Below are 19,652 nucleotides of genomic sequence, written 5' to 3'. Positions count from 1 at the left end.
CGTCTCACCCAACCAGATTCGCGCTGTCTTGGCAAATCATGCGCGCGACGTCGTCGGCCGGCGCCGACGCGTCGACGACGAGGAAACGCTCCGGCTCGCGCCCGGCGAGGTCGAGGAACGCGCGGCGCGTGCGCCGCCGGAAGGCGCCTCCGGCCGATTCGATGCGGTCGTCGGCGTGCGTGAGCCGCATGTGCGCGAGCTCCGGGTCGATGTCGAGCAGATAGGTGCGCCGCGGCAGCAGGCCGCCGGTCGCCCACATGCTCAGCCCGCGGATCTCGTCGGCCGTCAGTTCGCGGCCGCCCGCCTGATAGGCGAGCGACGAATCGAGGTAACGGTCGGTGATGACGATCGCGCCGCGTTCGAGCGCCGGACGGATCGTCTCGGCGACGTGCTGCGCCCGGTCGGCGGCGAACAGCAGCGCCTCGGCGCGCGCCGCGATCGGCTCGTCGCCGTGCAGCAGCAGCCGTCGGATCTCGACGCCGAGCGACGTGCCGCCCGGTTCGCGCGTGACGACCACCTCCCTGCCCCGCGCGCGCCAATGGTCGGCGAGACGCTCGACCTGCGTCGTCTTGCCGGCGCCGTCGACGCCTTCGAAGGAGACGAACAATCCCTGTCCTGCCATCGTCATTCCGCCGCTCAGCGCCTCGACGCGACGGCCGGGCGCACGTAGCCGTCATGCTCGCTCAGATAGTCGAGGTCCGACTTGACGGTGGCCGGCGTCGAGCCGATCTCACGCGCGATGCGCGCATTCGTCCACCCCTGGTCGGCGAATTCACGCACCTTCCTGCGGCGTTCCTCGCGGGCGGCCTGCGCGGCGCTCACCGGCTTCGTCTTCGTGGACTTCGCCGATTTCGCCGACGTCTTGCGGCCACGGCGCTTGGCCGGACCGGCCGCGCGCTTCTCGGCGAGCAGGCGGAACGCGTCCTCGGCCGAGATCGTCTTCGGATCGTATTGCTTGGGCAGCGAACGGTTCGTCTCGCCGTCGGTGATGTAGGCGCCGTAGAAGCCTTCCTTGATCGTCACCGGCTTGTTCGTCGTCGGATCGTTGCCGAGCTCGCGCAGCGGCGGTTTCGCGGCGCGCCGACCGCGGCCGTACTTCGGCTGCGCGAACAGGTCGCGCGCCTGCTGTTCGGTCACCGTGAAGATCATGTCCTCGTTCTCGAGCGAACGCGTCTCGCTCGAGCCGTCGGCGCGCTCGCGTGTCAGGTACGGACCGTAACGGCCGTTGTTCGCGAGGATCGTCGTCGTGCCGGTCTCGCCGGTCTTCTCGTCGGTCTCGTCGTAGGACGCGACGAGTCGCGGCAGGCTCAGCAATCTGAGCGCGTCGGCGAGCGTGACCGTCTCCGGCGTCATCGACTTGAACAGCGACGCCATCTTCGGACGCGCGTCCGAGCCTTCCTCGACGAGCGCGATGTACGGGCCGAAACGGCCGTTGCGCAGTTCGACGGTGCCACCGGTCGCCGGGTCGGTGCCGAGCACGCGCGGGCCGCCGGCGTTCTCGTCGATGAGCTTGTGCGCCTCGGCGACGGTGAGCTCGTCCGGGGCGAGCGTCTCCGGAATCGACGCGTGCTTCGGGTTGCCCTTGTCGTCAAGGTGCTTCGTGTCCTCGAGATACGGGCCGTAGCGGCCGACACGCACGTTGATGCCGTCGCCGATCTCGATCGTGTTGATCGCGCGCGCGTCGATCTCGCCGAGCTGCGCGACCTGCTGCTGCAGTCCCTCATGCACCTCGTCGGCGTTCCTCGCCGCATCCTTGCCGGTGCCGAAATAGAAGGCGGTGAGCCAATCGCGGCCGGTGTCCCTGCCGTGCGCGATCTCATCGAGGCCGTTCTCCATATCGGCCGTGAACTGGTAGTCGACGTATTTGGGGAACTTCGTCTCGAGCAGCTTCGTCACGGCGAACGCGAGCCACGACGGGATGAGCGCGCGTCCGCGCTCGTACACGTATTTCCTGTCGATGATCGTCGAGATGATGCTCGCGTACGTCGACGGGCGGCCGATCTCCTTCGCCTCGAGCGTCTTGACGAGCGACGCCTCGGTGTAGCGCGCCGGCGGCTGCGTCTCATGGCCGTCCGCCTTCACGTCCCGCGCGCGCAGCACGTCGCCCGGGCTCATCGGCGGCAGCGACGCCTCGTCGTCCTTCGCGCCCTTGCGGTGCTCGCCGAGCACGCGCAGGAAGCCGGGGAACTCGATGACGGTGCCGGATGCCTGGAACGTCGTCTCGCCGCGGTCGCCGGCGTCGGCGGTGAAGCGCGACGTGGCCGTCGAACCGGTCGCGTCGGCCATCTGCGAGGCGAGCGTGCGCTGCCAGATGAGCGTGTACAGCTTGAGCTGGTCCGGCGGCAGCGTGCCGGCGAGCTGCGCCGGATCGCGGAAGTGCGAGCCCGCCGGGCGGATGCATTCGTGCGCCTCCTGCGCGCCCGCCGTCTTCGTCGCGTACTGCTTGGGGCTTTCGGACAGATACTGTTCGCCGAACTCACGCGCGACCGATTCGCGAGCCGCGTGGATCGCCTCCTGGCTGAGCGTGACCGAATCGGTGCGCATATAGGTGATGTAGCCGTTCTCGTACAGCGTCTGCGCGGCGCGCATCGTCTGCCTCGACGACATGCCGAGGCGGTTGCCGGCGGCCTGCTGCATCGTCGACGTCGTGAACGGCGGCTGCGGGCGGCGCCGGTACGGCTTCTTCTCGACATCGGCGACGGTGAACGGCGCCTGTCCGAGCGCGGCGACGATCGCGTCGGCGTCGGCCTGATCAAGCTGGCGCACGCCGTCCCTGCGCGCGGCCTCGGTGAGTTCGCCGCGCGACGTGAAGTCCTTCGAGCCGGCGACGCGATGGCCGTCGACGGCGACCAGGCGCGCGTCGAAGGACACGTCTGCACCGAGCGCGTCCGGCGCCTGCAGCTGCGCGACGACGTCCCAGTACGGCGCGCGCACGAAGGCCATGCGTTCACGTTCGCGTTCGACGATCAGGCGCGTGGCGACCGACTGCACGCGCCCGGCGGACAGCCCCGGGCCGACCTTGCGCCACAGCACCGGCGACAATTCGTATCCGTAGAGACGGTCGAGCACGCGGCGCGTCTCCTGCGCGTCGACCATATGGCCGTCGACCTCGCGCGTATGCTCGAGCGACGCGCGGATCGCCTCCGGCGTGATCTCGTGGAACACCATGCGCTTGACCGGGACCTTCGGCTTGAGCGTCTGCACGAGGTGCCACGCGATCGCCTCGCCTTCGCGGTCCTCATCGGTCGCGAGGAAGAGCTCGTCGGCGTCCTTGAGCGCGGCGCGCAGTTCGGCGACGGTCTTCCTCTTGTCCGCGCCGACGATGTAGTACGGCTTGAATCCGTCGTCGACATCGACGCCGAACTTGCCGAAGCGCGCCTTCTGGTCGGCGGGAACCTGACTCGGCTGGGCAAGGTCGCGAATGTGCCCCACCGAAGCGAGCACGGTGTACCCGTCCCCGAGGTAGCCGCCGATCTTCTTGGCCTTCGCCGGGGATTCGACGATCACGAGCTTGCTGCCTGCAGTCATGATTTCTCCTTACATACGGTATTCGCACGCCATATTACTCATGGGCTGCTCAATCATCCGCGCCCGCCCGGCGCGTCCCGGCGCCGATCCGGGCGTTCCGGCGCCGCTCATTTCGCTTTGGGCGGCGCCGGCGGCGCGCCGATGAGCCCGAGCTTCGTCAACGGCGCGGCCGTCAGCTGACGCATCATCAGCACCATGCCGTTGACAAGCGCGGCGCATCCGAAGACGAGCGCCGTCGTCGCCGCGCACGATCCCGAGGCGGCCCAGCCCGCCGACGACACGAGTCCGGGCTGCACCTGCCAGATGACGTAGACGCCGTACGCGATCGCGCACAGTCCGAGCGTGATCAACGCGGTCGCGACGAGCTGGATCGACGGCGACGAGACGCGGTCGCCCGGACGGTCCATGCCCGAGGCGCGCGTGCACGCCAACATGAGCATCATCAGGCCGCCGGCGATGAACATCGCCATCACCACGTCGCTCGGCCGGTGCCACTGGTCGAAGACGACCGATACGCCGACGGCGATCGTGCACAGCGTCGACAGCACGGCGCACGCGGCGCGCCATGCGTGCGGCACCGCGCACAGCAGCACGAGCCCCGCGGCGGCGGCGAGCATCGTGTGCCCCGACGGCGCCGAATTGTTCGCCGACGACTCGACGTAGACGAGGAACGGCCTCGGCAGGTACGGCTTGAGCAGCCGCGCCGCGGCGAAGCAGACGGCGCTGTAGGCGACGAGCTGCCCGACGAGCCACCACCGCCGGCGCAGCGCGGCGACGGCGAAGGCGACGGCGCCGAAGGCGAGCGCGACGCCGATGATGATCGGCGACTGCAGATGGCCGAAGCTGAGCCACGATGGCATCGTCGACGCATAGTTGACGATCGCGAGGTCCTCGAAGGTCTGCCCGGCGACGGTGCGCACGCCGAGCCAGTAGACGGCGGCCGCGATCGCGAGGAAGACGACGCCGAAGACGACGCCCAGTACGACGCTCGACGTGCGCGGCCGCAACGTGAGCGGGTCGAGCTGCGCGAGCTTGGCCTTCATGTCCTGTGCGAGGACGTCCTCCTCATGGGGTTCGTCGGGGCCGTCCTGCGGCACCGGCAGCGGTGCGGGACGTTGTGGCTTTTCGAGCGCGGACCAGTGCGTCGCACCGGCGGCCGGCTGCGGCGCGTCGGCGTCGGGATGCGCGGACGGGGTGTCATGCATGTGCTCGGTCATGCTACCGACTGTAGCGCAAGTGGGGAAAAACCTCCGCAGGTACGGAAAAACCTCCGCGCACCCACCAGAGGCCACTTACCCTTGCTGCATTCCTGCCCTGGGGGGATTGGGTGACGTAGTGCCACGCGGAGGCATTCATCAGTGTACACCATGCCCGGACACCGTGACACACGGCATGCGGTGCCACATGGTGAGGCCGCCCACGCCACGGGGGCGTGGGCGGCCTCTCGTCGACGGCCGTCGGACGGCGACGTCGCAGGCTCAGGCCTTCCAGACGTCCTTGCCGTCGGCCTTCGCCTTGGCGACGTCGGCGTCGAGCTCGGCCTCGTTCGCCTCGACGTTGCCGGCGATGAACTCCTCGACGAGCTGGCGCGCCTCATTGTCCTCGTGCTGCACGGCCGGGGACTTCATGAAGTAGGAGGACGGCGCGAGCACCGGGCCGGCGAGGCCGCGGTCGAGCGCGATCTTCGCGGCGCGCACGGCGTCGATGACGATGCCGGCCGAATTCGGCGAATCCCACACCTCGAGCTTGTACTCGAGGCTCAGCGGGACGTCGCCGAAGGTCGTGCCCTCGAGGCGGACGAACGCGAACTTGCGGTCGTCGAGCCATGCGACGTAGTCGGACGGGCCGATATGGACGTTGTACGGATCCATCTCGTGGGGGACGATCGACGTGACGGCGCGCGTCTTCGAGATCTTCTTCGATTCGAGGCGCGAACGCTGCAGCATGTTCATGAAGTCCATGTTGCCGCCGACGTTGAGCTGGTAGGTGCGGTCGAGATGCACGCCGCGGTCCTCGAACAGGCGGGCGAGCACACGGTGCGTGATCGTCGCGCCGACCTGGCTCTTGATGTCGTCGCCGATGATCGGGACGCCGGCGTCACGGAACTTCTGCGCCCACTCCGGATCGGAGGCGATGAACACCGGCAGGCAGTTGACGAACGCGCAACCGGCGTCCATCGCGGCCTGCGCATACGCCTTGTCGGCCTCCTCGGAGCCGACCGGCAGATAGGAGACGAGGACGTCGACCTTGTTGTCGCGCAGCACCTGGGCGACGTCGACCGGTTCCTTGTCCGACTCCTCGATCATCTCACGGTAGTACTCGCCGAGACCGTCGAGCGTCGGTCCGCGCAGCACCTCGACGCCCAGATTCGGCACGTCGGAGAACTTGATCGTGTTGTTCTGCGACGAGAAGATCGCCTCGGACAGATCCTTGCCGACCTTGTCGGCGTCGACGTCGAACGCGGTGACGAACTCGATGTCGCGCACACGGTAGCCGCCGAAGTTGTTGTGCATCAGTCCAGGGATCTTGTCCTCATCCTTGGTGTCCTTGTAGTATTCGACACCCTGCACCAGTGACGAGGCGCAATTGCCCACACCGGCGATAGCCACGCGAATGCTCATGAAAAATGACTCCTCTAGTTGCGTGCGTTGTTCGCCTTTCAGCATACCGCGCATTGCCCGCGGCGGCCTGCCAAAGGAACTCAAGACACTAACGTTACCGTGTATGCAGGAAAAACCTACGCCGTCGTAGTCGGCGCCCCCCGATGCGCCCTCCGGCGAAGCGGCGGCGGTTTTTCAGGTACGCCGATTACCGTGGACAGCATGGCTTCACAGACACGTACCGTACGTTCGGGCGCGGCGGCCGGCGCGCGCAAAGCGTCGTCCGGCTCCCCGAACGCGAGAAAGACATCGGCGGGCCCCGCCGGCGCGCGCAGGAACCATCGCGCGCCGAAGAACAACAAGGACCCGAGGAAAAAGCACAAGGGCCTGTGGTGGAAGATCCTGCTCGGCGTCGTCGGCGGCATCCTCGCCCTCGGCATCGGAGCGTTCGCCTATCTGTATGCGACGACCGACATCCCGCAGCCGGAGAAGATCGCGCTCGCCGAAAAGACGACCGTCTACTACAGCGACGGCACGACGCCGATCGGCTCGTTCTCCGAACAGAACCGAGAGATCGTCAACTGCTCGACGCTGCCCGACTACGTCGGCAACGCGATCGTCGCATCCGAGGACCGTTCGTTCTGGACGAACAAGGGCATCGACATCACCGGCATGGCGCGCGCGCTGTACAACAACCTGACGAAGGGCACCCGCCAAGGCGGTTCGACGATCACGCAGCAGTACGCGGAACGCTACTATCTGGGCGAAACGACGTCCTACGCCGGCAAGATCCGCGAGGCGATCCTCGCGATGAAGATCGCGAACTCGCAGGACAAGTCCGAGGTGCTGTGCAACTACATGAACACGATCTATCTGGGCCGCGGCGCCTACGGCATCCAGGCCGCCGCTCAGGCGTACTTCGGCAAGGACGCGAAGGACCTCACGCCCTCCGAGGCCGCGATGATCGCCGGCATCATCCCGGCGCCGAGCACCTGGGACCCGGCCGTCAATCCGCAGCAGGCGCAGAAGCGCTTCGAGCGCGTCATCGACATCATGAAGGACGACGGCTACCTGACCGCCCAGCAGGCCGCCGACGCGAAGTTCCCCGAAGTCAAGGAGTACGTACCCAGCAATGACTACGCGGGGCCGACCGGCTACATCCTGTCGACGGTCGAGACGGAGCTGACGAACAACAAGGCCTTCACGAAGGACGAGCTGGAGACCGGCGGCTACAAGGTCATCACGACGCTCGACAAGGCGATGCAGGACCGCATGCAACAGGTCGGCGACGAACGGCCCGAAGGCATGCCCGAAACGCTGCAGGTGGGCGGCGTCGCCGTCGACCAGAGCAGCGGCTCGGTGCGCGCGATGTACGCGGGGCAGGACTACCTCAAGCAGCAGCTCAACAACGCGACGCAGTCGACGTTCCAGCCCGGATCGACGATGAAGCCCTTCGGCCTCATCGGCGCCGCGCAGGACGACGTGAGCTTCCAGACGCTGTTCAACGGCAATTCGCCGGAACGCTTCGAGACGATGCCGGGCACCTTCGCCGAGGTGCCGAACGCGCTCGGCATCAGCTGGGGCACGATCAACCTCAACCAGGCGACGGCGAACTCGGTGAACACCGTGTTCATGAACGTCAACGAGCATCTGACGCCGAAACGCTACGCGCAGATCGCGCACGACGCCGGCATCACCGGCGACATCCAGGAGGACACGCTCTACAACATCCTCGGCATCAACTCGCTGACCGTCTGGGACCTCGCGCAGGGCCACTCGACGATCGCGAACAACGGCACGAAGAACACGCTGCACATCGTCGACCACGTCACGAAGGACGACAAGGACATGTACAAGGCGAATCCGGAACCGAAGAAGGTCTTCGACGAGAACGTCTGCGCGCTCACGCAGAACGCGATGCTCGGCACGACGACCTACGGCACCGCCGCCGGCGTCTCCGCGCAGCTCGGCCGTCCGGTCGCCGGCAAATCCGGCACCGCGAACGACGAGACGGCGGCGAGCTTCGTCGGCTACACGCCGCAGCTGATGAACGTGTGGGCGATCTGGAATCCGGGTGAGAACGGCGAGAACCTCGTCGTGCCGTCCTTCGCCGGCTACGGCGTCTCCTCGACCGGCTATCCGGCGCATCTGTTCGCCGAGTTCATGTCGACGGCCGTCGCCGACATGCCGGTCGAGCAGTTCCCGGCCGCCGTCGACAACGGCAAGATCGGCGGCCCGGACGGCGACTGGGGTCTGGGCGGATCGCGCGCGCCGACGACGAATCAGGGGCAGAACACGATCGCGCCGAGCGCTTCACCGAGCGAATCGGCGTCGCAGAGCGCTTCGCCGACGCCGAGCACGTCATCGTCGGCGACACCGAACGACAAGCCGACGACCGAGCCGCAGCAGCCGACGCAGCCGACGCCCACGCCGACGCAGCCGCAGCCGACGCAGCCGGCCACGCCCGCGGAACCGACCGAGCCGACCACACAACCGACGGCCGAATCGCAACAGCAGTCAGGCCATTAGCCGATCATCGGATGATCCGGCGCGGTCGCCGCGACTGCGCCGGATGGCGACGAGGGGCGCTCCGTTCGAACACATCGAACGGAGCGCCCCTCGTCGTGGGAGGAAGCATCGGTCCAGCTCAGCGACGCATCGTCGAGGCGTCACGCAGCGGCATCGACGCCTCGACGCACCACAGGTCGCCGTCGCCGGCTCCGGCCGCGAGCGCCCCGCCGCATTGCTCGAACAACCGTCGGCATACGGCGATGCCCGAACCCGAGGAAACCGTCATATTCGGATATGCGGCGCGCGTATTGCACCACGACACGTACAGCGTGTCCCCCTGAACGTCCACGGCACAGACGAAGGGACGCGCGGCGTCGGCGTATTTGATCAGGTTGCCGAACAGTTCATGGATCAGCCCGTCGAGCGCGGCGATGCGGTCGGCGCCGGACGTGACGAAACAGTTCCGGATCGAACGCGGTCATGCCGAGCACCGTCGGCCGTGACGACTGCATACGGATGGCCTTGCATAGACTCGGACCGCTCATCGCGCCGAGCGCCATATCCACGAGCAGCACATCCACATCCGGTTTCGCGTACAGGCACCCGTGCACCGCCTGCGCGCAGGATGTGGTGGCCCATGCCAATGTGCATTGCCACGGCTGCGCCTTCAGCCACTGTGTGATCGTCTGCAATGCCCATGCATCGTTGTCGATGACGGCAAGCACTGGTATCGCCATGTCTCCCCTCCCCATCCGAGACGTTCATCCTTCTCTCTCGGCGTTCATTGCCGAGTTGGCGCGGCGCATCCGTCTGCGCGCACTGTGTACCGGCATTGTAGCTCACGCTCCTCCATCGTCGCCGCCGGATGCCCACAACGCAGCCATGTAGTGTTTTCTTTACATGGCTTTGGCTTGCCATGCCGATGCCCGTACGCTGACGCATATCTTTCATTACCGTCATCCGGGCTCTTGAGGAGATTGCCATGAACGGATCCATCATTCGCCGCCAGCTGCGCAGCAATCTATTGAGCGGGCGCATGGCAATCATCATCGTGCTGTCAGTCGGCATGATCGTCGTGCAATGGTGGACGACTCACCGAGCCAGTTTTGTGCTGTACGATCATGAGCCCACTTTCCTCGCGGGCGTCATGCTGTTCAGCCAGTTCGGCAGCGGTGCCGGACTGTATCTGTTCCTGATGCCTTTTTTGGCGGCCCTGCTCGGCGGCAGCCTCGTCGCCGAAGAACGGCATTGGAAGCGTGCGCCTTTCGTCATCAGTCGCTGCGACCGCCCGATATTCCTGTGCTCGTCCCTCTGCGCAGGTTTTCTGCTCGGCGGCATTGGCGGTCTGATGCCGTTGGCGCTCAACATGCTCATCATGGGCATCATCAATCCTCATATGAATTTCATTGAAGGCACCGAATGGGATGAAACAGGTCTGTACCTCAACCGCTATGTACTCGTTTCATCGAAATCATGGGCGTATCCACTGTACGAGCGTAATCAGTGGTTATGTGTCGCCGTCATTTGCCTGCTTGTCTTCGTGATTTCCGGACTGTTCGCCACGCTGGCCATCTCCAATTCGTTGTTCATCCGGCGTCGTCACATGGAATTGCTTGTGCCATTTACATTGAGCCTGCTGTGATCGCGCCTTCGTGCTTGTCCGCCATGATCCCCGCACACAACTGACCGCGAATCTGTGCCGTATCATACTCATCTCTCTGGCAGCCGCTGTCGGCGGCGTAGTGTTGTTCGCCATCGTTGTATCTGCTCGGGTAGGGCCACCATGGGCAGATGACATCACATTGCTGCTCATCGCCATTGTTCTCACATCCATGATGAACATGTCATTGGCGTTGCTCAATATGCTGCTCGCCGTCTGCGGCCTGCCTTGGGCATATGGGACCACCATACTCATCGCATTCTTTGTGCTAGTCGAATGGATGTTATTGCCGCTCGACGGCAACATCCAACGGTACGTATGCTTCTTCTGGTATCCGATCAGTTTCGATTGGAACATCATCCTCGTTCAGCAGCTGCTGCCGTTCATCGGTTACTGCATCGTCATGATTCTGACGATTGTCACAGTCTTCGAGCATCGTGATCGATTGGAGATATGACATGCATGTCATATTCGGCCGACTGCGCGCGGCGTCCTGTGCACGTCTTGGCATGCGTTTGCTGTTGCTGACGCTGCTCGCCATCGTGACATACGCGTATTACTCATCGCCGCATGACCACGCCATATTCATCGGCATGGCACGCCCATCCGACGATCCGAGCGCGCCTGCACTGCTGACGAATCTACTGCCCATCGCATTCATGACGACGGCCGTCGCGCTGCCGTTGAGCGGCCCTCTCGATTTCCTTGCGTCACCGGATTATCTGGTATATGTGCGCCGTCCACGCACCGTCGGTCATTTCGTCGCCTATCTGGTCATGCTCGTCCTCTATTGTGCGATGCTGTGCGGCGTAGAACTCGCCGTGGCGCTCGCCATACGGCCTACAGAGACGGCCACGCTGGTTCCCGGCGCCGCATGTGCGATGCTGACATCGCTGACGCTGATCCTCATCATCGACGCCGACCATCTCGCCGAAGTCACCGCCTACGGGTATCTGGCGGCCATCACGCTGTATGCGATGGTCGCCGCCGTCTCCCCCGTGCTTGTATGGTTCGCACAGCCATCTCACGGGTTACCGCTATGCGCATTGCTGGCCACGATCTTCTCAGGCGCCGTTCTGCTGCTGTTCAGCAGATTGGAAATACGCTGACGTACTCATCTCGAAAGGAGCATCCTCATGCATGTCGCAATCAATCATCTCTCCAAGATCATCAAACACAAGCCGATTCTGCGCGATGTCAACGCGCAGTTCGAGCACGGCGCCATCTACGGCATCGTCGGGCCCAACGGGTCAGGCAAGACGATGCTGCTGCGTGCGATCTGCGGTTTCATTCGCCCTACTACCGGACAGGTGCTCATCAACGGCCAGCCGGTGGAGTTCAACCGCAGACTGCCCGAAGCGGTCGGCGTCATCATCGAGGAACCGGGGTTCCTCCCCTATGAGACGGCGATGGACAATCTGCAGTATCTCGCCGGCATCAATCATGATTTCGACTCCACGGAGACAGACAGACTGCTCTCACTGTTCGGCCTCAAAGGTCACGAGCGGGAAAAGGTGAAGTCGTATTCCCTGGGCATGCGCCAGAAATTGGCGATCGTGCAGGCGTTGATGGAACATCAGCGTCTCATCCTGCTCGACGAACCCACCAACGGTTTGGATGAACATTCAGTTCAGGTGTTCCTCGAGGAGATGGCACGGCAGCGAGATAAGGGCAATACCGTCGTCATCGCAAGTCATCACAGCGAAGAACTGCAGCAGATCGCCGACCACTTCTACCATATGGCCGACGGCATGCTCACCGAAGGATGACGCCCATTGCGCGAAAGGCGGCCGCCGAGCGCAAAGCCCGGCGGCCGCCTTTCTTATATCACGCCATTCAGCGCGCGGAGCGGTTGACGGCGGAGATGATCGCCTTGAGCGAGCTCGTCACGATCGACGAATCGATGCCGACGCCCCAGACGACGCTCGTCTCGCCGTCCTCGAGCGCGATCTCGCACTCGACGTAGGAGGCGGCGCGCGCGTCGGTGCCGACCGACAGCGTATGCTCGGCGTAGTCGAGCACAGTCGCGTCGACGCCGAGCACCTTGACGGCGTCGAGGAACGCGTCGATCGGTCCGTTGCCGGTGCCGGAGATCTCGCGGACCTCCTCCGGGTCGGTCCCGACGTTGAGACCACGGTCGAGCACGGTCGCGTTGAGCGTCGTGTCCGAGCCGTCCTCGCCCGAGGACAGGCTCACCTTGAGCAGCTTGAGACGGCCCCACTGTTCGAGCGATGCGTCCTGCCGGTCGCCGACGACGGCGCCGGCCTCGGTCGTGCCGGCCTCCTCGACGGGCAGGTACTCGTCCTTGAACAGGTGCCAGATGTCCTCGTCCTTGACCTCCTTCTTCGTCGCGTCCGCATGCTGCTGCACGACGCGCTCGAACTCGACCTGCAGCTTCTTCGGCAGGTCGAGGTTGTGGTTCGCCTTGAGCAGGTAGGCCATGCCGCCCTTGCCGGACTGCGAGTTGACGCGGATGATCGCCTCGTAGGAGCGGCCGATGTCCTTCGGATCGATCGGCAGATACGGCACGAGCCACACGAAATTCTCCAGCTCGGCGCCGGCCATGTCGGCGGCCACCTCGCGGGCCTCGAGACCCTTCTTGATCGCGTCCTGATGCGAACCCGAGAACGCCGTGAACACGAAGTTGCCGGCGTAGGGGTGCCGCTCGGAGATCTTGATCTGGTTGCAGTATTCGACGGTGCGGCGGATCTGCGGGATGTCGGACAGATCGATCTGCGGGTCGATGCCCTGCGTGAGCAGGTTGAGGCCGAGCGTGACGAGATCGACGTTGCCGGTGCGCTCGCCGTTGCCGAGCAGGCAGCCTTCGATGCGGTCCGCGCCGGCGAGCATGCCGAGCTCGGCCGCCGCGACGCCCATGCCCTCGTCGTTGTGCGGGTGCAGCGAAAGCACGATCGCGTCGCGGTCCTGCAGATTGTTCGAGACGTACTCCACCTCGTCGGCGAAGACGTTCGGCGTCGTCATCTCGACGGTCGCCGGCAGGTTGATGATCATCGGATGCTCGGGAGTCGGCTTGATGACGTCGATGACGGCGTTGCACACCTCGACGGCGTACTCGGGCTCGGTGCCGGTGAAGGATTCCGGCGAGTACTCGTAGTAGAGGTCGACGCCCTCGGCGTCTGCCTCGAGCTCCTTGCACAGCGCGGCCGCATCGGTCGCGAGCTTCTTGATCGCGTCCTTCTCCTTGCGGAAGACGACCTCGCGCTGCAGCACCGAGACGGAGTTGTAGAAGTGCACGATCGCGCGCTTGACGCCCTTGAGGCATTCGTAGGTCTTGCGGATGAGATGCTCGCGCGCCTGCGTGAGCACGACGATCGTCACGTCGTCGGGGATGAGCTCACGTTCGATGAGCATGCGGATGAAGTCGTAGTCGGTTTCGGACGCGCTCGGGAAGCCGACCTCGATCTCCTTGTAGCCCATTTCGACGAGCATGTTCCAGAACCGCAGCTTGCGGTCGGAGTCCATCGGGTTGACGAGCGCCTGGTTGCCGTCGCGCAGGTCGACCGAGCACCAGCGGGGCGCACGGGTAAGTCGTTTGCCCGGCCACGTGCGCTCCGGGTAGTCAAACGGCACCTGCTTGTCGTATGCGACGTACTTCGTGTACGGCATCGAGCTGGGCTTCTGCGGGGCGCCGATAAAACGTGCCGGAGGCAGCAGCGGGTCGTTGTTCCCTCCGTTGGAAGCCGCGGCCACTGCGGCGAGATCAAACACGGACGAATGATCCTGACCCATCTCTCCTCCTTCTGTGAGTGTTTCGAAACTGTGAGTCCAGTCGTTTCCACGATATGTCCACAGATGTGTTCACATCGTGGCTATGCACGGTCGTGCATATCGTCCTACCCTATAAAGCCTACCGAGGCAATCGTGGAGAAACGTCCACAATCCGGCCATTTTCCCCAGCTTGTTTACATTCTTCAGGTATAGGCGGCACGGTGAAGGAGGGTGATCGGCGGATTCGCCGAGCCGGTCCGGATCAATTGATGAGGTTGACGCCGCGGCGCGCCATGCAGTAGGCGTTGCCGAGCCAGGTGTGCCGTGAGTTCGGCCAGACGGCGCCCAGACGCGGAGCGTTCTGGCTCATCCAGATGCTCGGGACGCGGCCGTCCGCACTGCGCGAGCCGAGCAGGTTGAAGCCGTTCTTCTCGAGCAGCCATTCCGGATGCTGCGTCGCGATCGCGAGCCCTTCCTCGAGCGTCAACGGGATGCGCTCATCCGATTCGATGAGCTTGCGCGCGACGTCGGGCTCGCGGTTGACGTAGCAGGTGCCGGTGTGCGGCTCGACGACGAGATAGAACGGGCCCTCCGGCGGCTCGAAGCCGTCGGTCGGCAGGAAACTGGCGATGTCTCGCGGCGGCATCGTCGTGAACCCGGCCATGCGGTTGATGCTCGTGCGCGCAATCAGCGATTCCGGCGAGACGAGTTCGCGCGTCGGCACGAGCAGGATGTCCTCGCCCAGGTCGCTGCCCTCGAGCGCGGCGATGAGCGGCTGCGCGAGCGCGCGGAACGATGCGTCGCTCATGTCGGCGACGTCCGGATATCCCAGCGCGACGATGCGGTCCAACTGTTGCTGCGCGGTGATCGATGCCTTTGACATGCTTCCCAGCATAGCCCGCCGCCTGTTCGCGCATGGCGCGAGCGGGCGCGGCAGCGAACCGCACGCTTACGCCATGCACCCGGGACGATCGCAAACGGACCGCTCCGCGAACGCATCCTACGCAGAGCGCACCCGGAACGATCGCAAACGCCCTTCTCAGCGAACGTCTCCGTCGCAGAGCGCACCCACGACGATCGCAACCATCCGCGGACAAAGCAAAAAGGGAGGCGCACGCCATATGACGTGCGCCTCCCCTCCGGCCGTCAGCCGCTTGTCAGAGCTGATCGGCGAAATGCTTGTTCGCGACGATCTCGGCGAGTTCGACGGCGTTGAGCGCCGCGCCCTTGCGCAGATTGTCGTTCGTCACGAAGAACGCGAGGCCCTTGTTGCCGTCGACGGCCTGATCCTGACGGATGCGGCCGACGAAGCTCGGCGTCTTGCCGGCGGCGAGCTGCGCGGTCGGGATGTCGACGAGTTCGACGGCGTCCGCCTGCTCGAGCACCTCACGCGCCTGCTCCGGCGTGACGTCCTGCTCGAATTCGGCGTTGACGCTCATGCCGTGCGACGTGAAGACGCCGACGCGCACGCAGGTGCACGAGGCCTTGAGATCGGGCAGATGCAGGATCTTGCGGCTTTCGTTGCGCAGCTTCTGCTCCTCGTCGGTCTCCTCTGAGCCGTCGTCGACGATGTCGCCGATGAACGGGACCTCGTTGAATGCGATCGTGCGCGCGACCTTCGTCGGCTCCGGGAAGTCGATGGCGTCGCCGCCGAAGACGAGCTTGTCCGCGCCCTGCTCGACGGCGGCCTTCGCCTCGTTCATCAGCTGCTCGACGCCCGCGCGGCCCGCGCCGGAGACGGCCTGGTAGGAGCTCACGATGAGCCGCTTGAGTCCGAACGCGTCGGACAGCGGCTTGAGCACCGGCATGATCGCCATCGTCGTGCAGTTCGGATTCGAGACGATGCCGGACGGGATCTCGTCGAGATCGTCCGGATTGACTTCGGCGACGACGAGCGGCACATCGTCATGCATGCGCCACTGCGACGAGTTGTCGATGACGTAGGCGCCGGCTTCGGCGAACTTCGGCGCCCACACCTTCGACGTGCCGCCGCCGGCGGAGAAGATCGCGATGTCGATGCCGTTCAGGTCGGCGGTCGCCACATCCTCGACGACGATGTCATGGCCGCGCCAGTTGAGCACCTGGCCCGCCGAATGCGCGGAAGCGAGGAAACGCAGGTCCTTGACCGGGAAGTCGCGTTCGTCGAGCACACGGCGCATGACCATGCCGACCTGTCCGGTCGCGCCGAGAACGGCCACGTTGACGCCACGTTCGTTGATTTGTACCATTTGCCGGCTCCTTAGTTATGCCGTAGTTTCTGCCGTTGGGGTTGTCTGTGCGGCCGTCGACGCCGTCAGCGGCCGGTGCCGCCGTAGACGACGGCCTCCACCTTCTGCGCGTCCAGTCCGTACGCCGTGTGCAGCGCCTTGACGGCCTCGTTGAGCTGGTCGAGCGGAACGAGCGCGGCGATGCGGATCTCGGAGGTCGAGATCATCAGCACGTTGATGCCTTTCTCGCTGAGCGCCTTGAAGAAGCGCGCGGCGAGACCGGAGTGCGTCTTCATGCCGACGCCGACGACGGCCACCTTGCCCACGTTCGGGTTGAGGTCGAAGGAGTTGTAGCCGAGGTTGTCCTGCTCCTGGATCAGCACCTCGCGCACGCGCTGCGCGTCCTTGCCCGGCACGGTGAACGAGATGTCGGCGGTGCCGGTCGAGGCGCCGGCCTGCACGATCATGTCGACGTTCACGCCGATCTCGGCGAGACGTTCGAACACGCGGGCGGCCATGCCCGGCTCGTCGGCGACGCCGCGGACGGTCGCCAGCGATTCGCTGCTGTCGTGCGCGACGCCGGAGATGATCGGCGTCTCCTGGCCGAGGTCGGGAAACAGATCGCCCATCGACTTGTCTTCGTGCTCATTCATGGTTCTTTTGCTCTCCGTGGGTGTTGCGTGGTTGGATTGGTCGGAAGTCGGTCGCCGGCATCAGATGTTCGGCAGCGTGTTCGGATCGACGCCGTCGGGAACGACGAGCGTTCCGGAACGGTGGGAGAACGAGCTGCGCACATGCAGCGGCATCTTGAAACGCTGCGCATATTCGACGCAGCGCAGCGCGAGCACCTTCGAGCCGCACGAGGACATCTCGAGGATCTCGTCGTAGCCGATCGACGGGATGCGGCGCGCGGTCGGCACGATGCGCGGATCGGCGGTGAAGATGCCGTCCACGTCGGTGTAGATCTCGCAGATGTCGGCGCCGAGGGCCACCGCGAGCGCGACGGCCGAGGTGTCCGAGCCGCCGCGGCCGAGCGTCGTCGCGTCGCCGCGTTCGTTGCGCCCCTGGAAACCGGCGACGATCGCGACGCTGCCGAGGTCGAGCGCACGGCGCACGCGATCCGGCTTGACGGCGCGAATATGCGCGGCGCCGAACTGGGCGTCGGTCATGAATCCGGCCTGCGAGCCGGTAAACGAGTATGCGTGGGAGCCGGCGGCGTGGATCGCCATCGCGAGCAGGCTCATCGAGATGCGCTCGCCGGCGGTCATCAGCATGTCCATTTCGCGGGCCGGCGGATCGGAGTCGATGCTCAGCGCCTGGTCGATGAGGTCATCGGTCGTGTCGCCCATGGCGGAGACGACGACCGCCACATCGTTGCCGGCGTTCTTCGTTTCGATGATGCGTCGTGCCACGCGCTTGATCGAGTCGGCGTCGGCGACGGACGAACCACCGTATTTCTGCACGATAAGAGCCACAACTATCCAATCTTCTCTGTGTCTGTCTGTTGTACGCAATGGGACCCGCGACTGTGCCCAGTGTACGCAGGAAGCTCGATCATTATATGAACGCGCCCGCGCGACGCCGAGGCGCCTTCCCAGAATACGAAACGCCCGGTTTGGCGCTCGCGGGGCGCCGGATGTGCGGCGCGCGGCGCGTTCAGACCTCGCGGCGCCCTTCGAGCGCGCGCGACAGCGTGATCTCGTCGGCGTATTCGAGGTCGCCGCCGACGGGCAGTCCGCTCGCCAGCCGCGTCACCTTCACGTCGAGCGGCGTGAGCAGCCGGCTCAGGTACGTCGTCGTCGCCTCGCCTTCGATGTTCGGGTTGAGCGCGACGATGATCTCCTTGACCTCGTCGGTCTGCAATCGGTTGAGCAGCTGCGCGATGTTGAGGTCGTTCGGTCCGACGTTGGCCATCGGGTTGATCGCGCCGCCGAGCACATGGTAGAGGCCGCGGTATTCGCGCGTGCGCTCGATGCTCATGACGTCCTTCGGCTCCTCGACTACGCAAATCGTGCCGCGGTCGCGGCGGGGGTCGGCGCAAATCGCGCACGGGCTCGTCTCGCAGACGTTGCCGCACACGTCGCAGAACCGGACCTTCTGCTTGACCTCGGTGATCGATTCGACGAGCCGCTGCGCCTCCTCGTCCGGTGCGCCGAGCACGTAGAACGCGATGCGCTGCGCACCCTTCGGCCCGATGCCGGGCAGACTCGAGAACGCGTCGATGAGGCGCTGGATCGCGCCGTCGTATGCCAATGCCATGCTGTCCCTCCTCGGCGGGCCGTTCAGTGCGCCTGCTGATTGCGCGGGTTCCTCGGATCGTCCGCCGCGAACTCTTCAACAGACTTCACATCGAATAATTCCTTGACCTCGTCGACGCTCATCGTCTGGGACGAGGCCAGCGATTCGTCGTTGATCGAGTATTCGTCCTCCTCCGGATCGACCTGCGGGCGCTCGGGTTGCACGTCAGCGGCGGCCTCGGCCGGCGCAGGCGCCGGTGCCGCATCATCAAGATGGCCCCACGGATCGGCCGGCGCGGCCTGCTGGCCGCGACGGTCCTGCGCCGCCTCCTGCTCGATCGACGAGACGCGGCTGAAATCGATATGCGCCGGTTCGTCGTCGCGGTAGGCCCAGGGATCGATGCCGGCTTCGGCCATCGACGCGGCCGCACCGTTCGGCGACGGCGCCGTCAGCGGCGCATGCGCGTCGGAGCGTTGCGGATGCTGTGTCTCTTGCGCAGGCGCCGGAGCCGGCTGCATGGACCGCGTCCCGCCGTCATGGAAGTCCGACGGCGCCGCGAAGGGAGCGGCCGCCGGTTTGGGATTCGCCCACGGGTCGTAGTCGTCGCCCGGATGCTGCGCAGGCGCGCCTCGGTGCACGGCGTCGTCGGCCGCCGCCGCCCCGTCGCCGTCGGCCGGCGACGGGGCCGCCTGTTCGGCCGAAGCGCGGCCGAGCTGCGCCTTGAGCGTCGCCTGCAGGTTCTCCTTCGCCAGCTGCGCCTTGATGCGCTGCTGCTGGTCAGGCGGCAGCTGCTTGAACGGAGGCGCCGTCTGACCGTCCTCCATCGTCGGCGTCGGCGCGAGCCGCACATCGGGGCCGAAGACGCGGTGCACCCCGGCGCGCACGATGTCGGTGACCTCGGTCCTGCCGTCGACGCTTTCCTTGCTCACGGCGAGCGCGAACGCGTACTTGTCCATCGGCGTGCCGAACTTGATCATCAGTTTGCGGCCGCCGGTGCGCCGGTCGGGGGCGAACTTGATGCGCGGCACCCTGACACGGTCCACATAGGTGCGCACATCGGCGGGCAGCGACGCCACCAGACCGTCCCACAGCTCATCCGGCGTGCCGTTGAGCGGCGCAGGCCGCTGCTGTGCTCCGGCCTCGGCGATCCGCTGCGCCTGGGAGGCCGCGTGCATCGCC

At 65.5% G+C, this 19,652-nt stretch carries 17 protein-coding genes, 1 other RNA gene and 1 pseudogene; 5 read left to right on the top strand and 14 right to left on the bottom strand.

The genetic code is table 11. The features are described 5' to 3' along the window. Positions 1-4 precede the first annotated feature (4 nt). From tmk to B1400_RS04890, 5 genes are all read right to left on the bottom strand, one after another. Entirely contained in the window at positions 5-622 is a 618-nt protein-coding gene (gene tmk, locus B1400_RS04910; protein ID WP_095613336.1) for a dTMP kinase, read from the bottom strand. A 14-nt stretch (positions 623-636) separates the two neighbouring features. Next, positions 637-3,528 carry a type I DNA topoisomerase gene (gene topA / locus B1400_RS04905; RefSeq protein WP_095613324.1) on the bottom strand — a complete coding sequence of 964 codons (2,892 nt, stop codon included), beginning with the start codon at positions 3,526-3,528 and terminating at the stop codon, positions 637-639. 107 nt (positions 3,529-3,635) lie between these two features. After that, on the bottom strand, positions 3,636-4,745 hold the full coding sequence (locus B1400_RS04900; RefSeq protein ID WP_095613323.1) for a phosphatase PAP2 family protein: 1,110 nt from the start codon (positions 4,743-4,745) through the stop codon (positions 3,636-3,638). A 41-nt stretch (positions 4,746-4,786) separates the two neighbouring features. Next, an RNA gene (ffs, locus tag B1400_RS04895) (signal recognition particle sRNA small type) lies at positions 4,787-4,883 on the bottom strand. Between the two features lie 123 nt (positions 4,884-5,006). Next, positions 5,007-6,149, bottom strand: a complete 1,143-nt coding sequence (locus tag B1400_RS04890) for an inositol-3-phosphate synthase (RefSeq protein WP_095613322.1) — start codon at positions 6,147-6,149, stop codon at positions 5,007-5,009. Positions 6,150-6,350: 201 nt separating this feature from the next. Here B1400_RS04890 and B1400_RS04885 point away from each other — a divergent pair, with 201 nt between their 5' ends. Next, complete coding sequence (locus B1400_RS04885) at positions 6,351-8,657, top strand: transglycosylase domain-containing protein (RefSeq protein WP_095613321.1); 2,307 nt, start codon at positions 6,351-6,353, stop codon at positions 8,655-8,657. Positions 8,658-8,775: 118 nt separating this feature from the next. Here B1400_RS04885 and B1400_RS09675 read toward each other — a convergent pair whose 3' ends face one another. Together B1400_RS09675 and B1400_RS04875 are read right to left on the bottom strand one after the other, a co-directional pair. Then, positions 8,776-8,925 carry a hypothetical protein gene (locus B1400_RS09675; protein WP_157909643.1) on the bottom strand — a complete coding sequence of 50 codons (150 nt, stop codon included), beginning with the start codon at positions 8,923-8,925 and terminating at the stop codon, positions 8,776-8,778. A 118-nt stretch (positions 8,926-9,043) separates the two neighbouring features. Further along, positions 9,044-9,376, bottom strand: coding sequence for a response regulator (locus B1400_RS04875; RefSeq protein ID WP_157909642.1), 333 nt, complete (start codon positions 9,374-9,376; stop codon positions 9,044-9,046). Positions 9,377-9,621: 245 nt separating this feature from the next. Here B1400_RS04875 and B1400_RS04870 point away from each other — a divergent pair, with 245 nt between their 5' ends. From B1400_RS04870 to B1400_RS04855, 4 genes are all read left to right on the top strand, one after another. Continuing rightward, positions 9,622-10,281, top strand: a complete 660-nt coding sequence (locus B1400_RS04870; RefSeq protein WP_095613318.1) for an ABC transporter permease — start codon at positions 9,622-9,624, stop codon at positions 10,279-10,281. A 10-nt stretch (positions 10,282-10,291) separates the two neighbouring features. Beyond that, positions 10,292-10,756 (top strand): hypothetical protein, encoded by a 465-nt coding sequence (locus tag B1400_RS04865; protein WP_133064624.1) that lies wholly within the window; start codon positions 10,292-10,294, stop codon positions 10,754-10,756. Positions 10,757-10,892: 136 nt separating this feature from the next. Continuing rightward, complete coding sequence (locus B1400_RS04860) at positions 10,893-11,408, top strand: hypothetical protein (RefSeq protein WP_133064623.1); 516 nt, start codon at positions 10,893-10,895, stop codon at positions 11,406-11,408. Positions 11,409-11,435: 27 nt separating this feature from the next. Then, entirely contained in the window at positions 11,436-12,068 is a 633-nt protein-coding gene (locus B1400_RS04855) for an ABC transporter ATP-binding protein (RefSeq protein WP_095613315.1), read from the top strand. A gap of 67 nt (positions 12,069-12,135) precedes the next feature. Here the strand turns inward: B1400_RS04855 and leuA are convergent, their stop codons facing one another. From leuA to B1400_RS09670, 7 genes and pseudogenes are all read right to left on the bottom strand, one after another. Next, positions 12,136-14,049 carry a 2-isopropylmalate synthase gene (gene leuA / locus B1400_RS04850; RefSeq protein ID WP_095613314.1) on the bottom strand — a complete coding sequence of 638 codons (1,914 nt, stop codon included), beginning with the start codon at positions 14,047-14,049 and terminating at the stop codon, positions 12,136-12,138. 241 nt (positions 14,050-14,290) lie between these two features. Further along, positions 14,291-14,911: a DUF5701 family protein gene (locus B1400_RS04845; protein WP_095613335.1), complete on the bottom strand. Its 621-nt coding sequence runs from the start codon at positions 14,909-14,911 to the stop codon at positions 14,291-14,293. A 274-nt stretch (positions 14,912-15,185) separates the two neighbouring features. Continuing rightward, positions 15,186-16,256, bottom strand: coding sequence for an aspartate-semialdehyde dehydrogenase (locus B1400_RS04840; protein WP_095613313.1), 1,071 nt, complete (start codon positions 16,254-16,256; stop codon positions 15,186-15,188). A 65-nt stretch (positions 16,257-16,321) separates the two neighbouring features. Then, a complete protein-coding gene (locus B1400_RS04835) occupies positions 16,322-16,888 on the bottom strand; it encodes an ACT domain-containing protein (RefSeq protein WP_024541658.1) in 567 nt (188 codons plus the stop codon). A gap of 60 nt (positions 16,889-16,948) precedes the next feature. After that, on the bottom strand, positions 16,949-17,710 hold the full coding sequence (locus B1400_RS04830) for an aspartate kinase (protein ID WP_095613312.1): 762 nt from the start codon (positions 17,708-17,710) through the stop codon (positions 16,949-16,951). Positions 17,711-17,891: 181 nt separating this feature from the next. Then, the gene (gene recR, locus B1400_RS04825) at positions 17,892-18,494 is read right to left on the bottom strand and encodes a recombination mediator RecR (protein WP_095613311.1); all 603 of its coding nucleotides are present in this window, start codon (positions 18,492-18,494) and stop codon (positions 17,892-17,894) included. Positions 18,495-18,517: 23 nt separating this feature from the next. Further along, positions 18,518-19,652, bottom strand: a pseudogene (locus B1400_RS09670) (hypothetical protein); the annotation flags it as partial.

Source organism: Bifidobacterium italicum, from assembly GCF_002286915.1.
Classification (GTDB): Bacteria; Actinomycetota; Actinomycetes; order Actinomycetales; family Bifidobacteriaceae; genus Bifidobacterium; species Bifidobacterium italicum.
Note: the sequence above shows the minus strand (reverse complement) of the source record. Positions and strands in the feature narration are given on the sequence as shown.

Coding starts and splice junctions, on each gene's coding strand:
- B1400_RS04840 (WP_095613313.1), bottom strand. CDS start 16,256: ATGGTACAAATCAACGAACGTGGCGTCAACGTGGCCGTTCTCGGCGCG.
- B1400_RS04890 (WP_095613322.1), bottom strand. CDS start 6,149: ATGAGCATTCGCGTGGCTATCGCCGGTGTGGGCAATTGCGCCTCGTCA.
- topA (WP_095613324.1), bottom strand. CDS start 3,528: ATGACTGCAGGCAGCAAGCTCGTGATCGTCGAATCCCCGGCGAAGGCC.
- B1400_RS04900 (WP_095613323.1), bottom strand. CDS start 4,745: ATGACCGAGCACATGCATGACACCCCGTCCGCGCATCCCGACGCCGAC.
- B1400_RS04860 (WP_133064623.1), top strand. CDS start 10,893: ATGGCACGCCCATCCGACGATCCGAGCGCGCCTGCACTGCTGACGAAT.
- leuA (WP_095613314.1), bottom strand. CDS start 14,049: ATGGGTCAGGATCATTCGTCCGTGTTTGATCTCGCCGCAGTGGCCGCG.
- B1400_RS04870 (WP_095613318.1), top strand. CDS start 9,622: ATGAACGGATCCATCATTCGCCGCCAGCTGCGCAGCAATCTATTGAGC.
- B1400_RS09675 (WP_157909643.1), bottom strand. CDS start 8,925: ATGACGGTTTCCTCGGGTTCGGGCATCGCCGTATGCCGACGGTTGTTC.
- B1400_RS04875 (WP_157909642.1), bottom strand. CDS start 9,376: ATGGCGATACCAGTGCTTGCCGTCATCGACAACGATGCATGGGCATTG.
- B1400_RS04845 (WP_095613335.1), bottom strand. CDS start 14,911: ATGTCAAAGGCATCGATCACCGCGCAGCAACAGTTGGACCGCATCGTC.
- B1400_RS04835 (WP_024541658.1), bottom strand. CDS start 16,888: ATGAATGAGCACGAAGACAAGTCGATGGGCGATCTGTTTCCCGACCTC.
- B1400_RS04855 (WP_095613315.1), top strand. CDS start 11,436: ATGCATGTCGCAATCAATCATCTCTCCAAGATCATCAAACACAAGCCG.
- B1400_RS04885 (WP_095613321.1), top strand. CDS start 6,351: ATGGCTTCACAGACACGTACCGTACGTTCGGGCGCGGCGGCCGGCGCG.
- recR (WP_095613311.1), bottom strand. CDS start 18,494: ATGGCATTGGCATACGACGGCGCGATCCAGCGCCTCATCGACGCGTTC.
- tmk (WP_095613336.1), bottom strand. CDS start 622: ATGGCAGGACAGGGATTGTTCGTCTCCTTCGAAGGCGTCGACGGCGCC.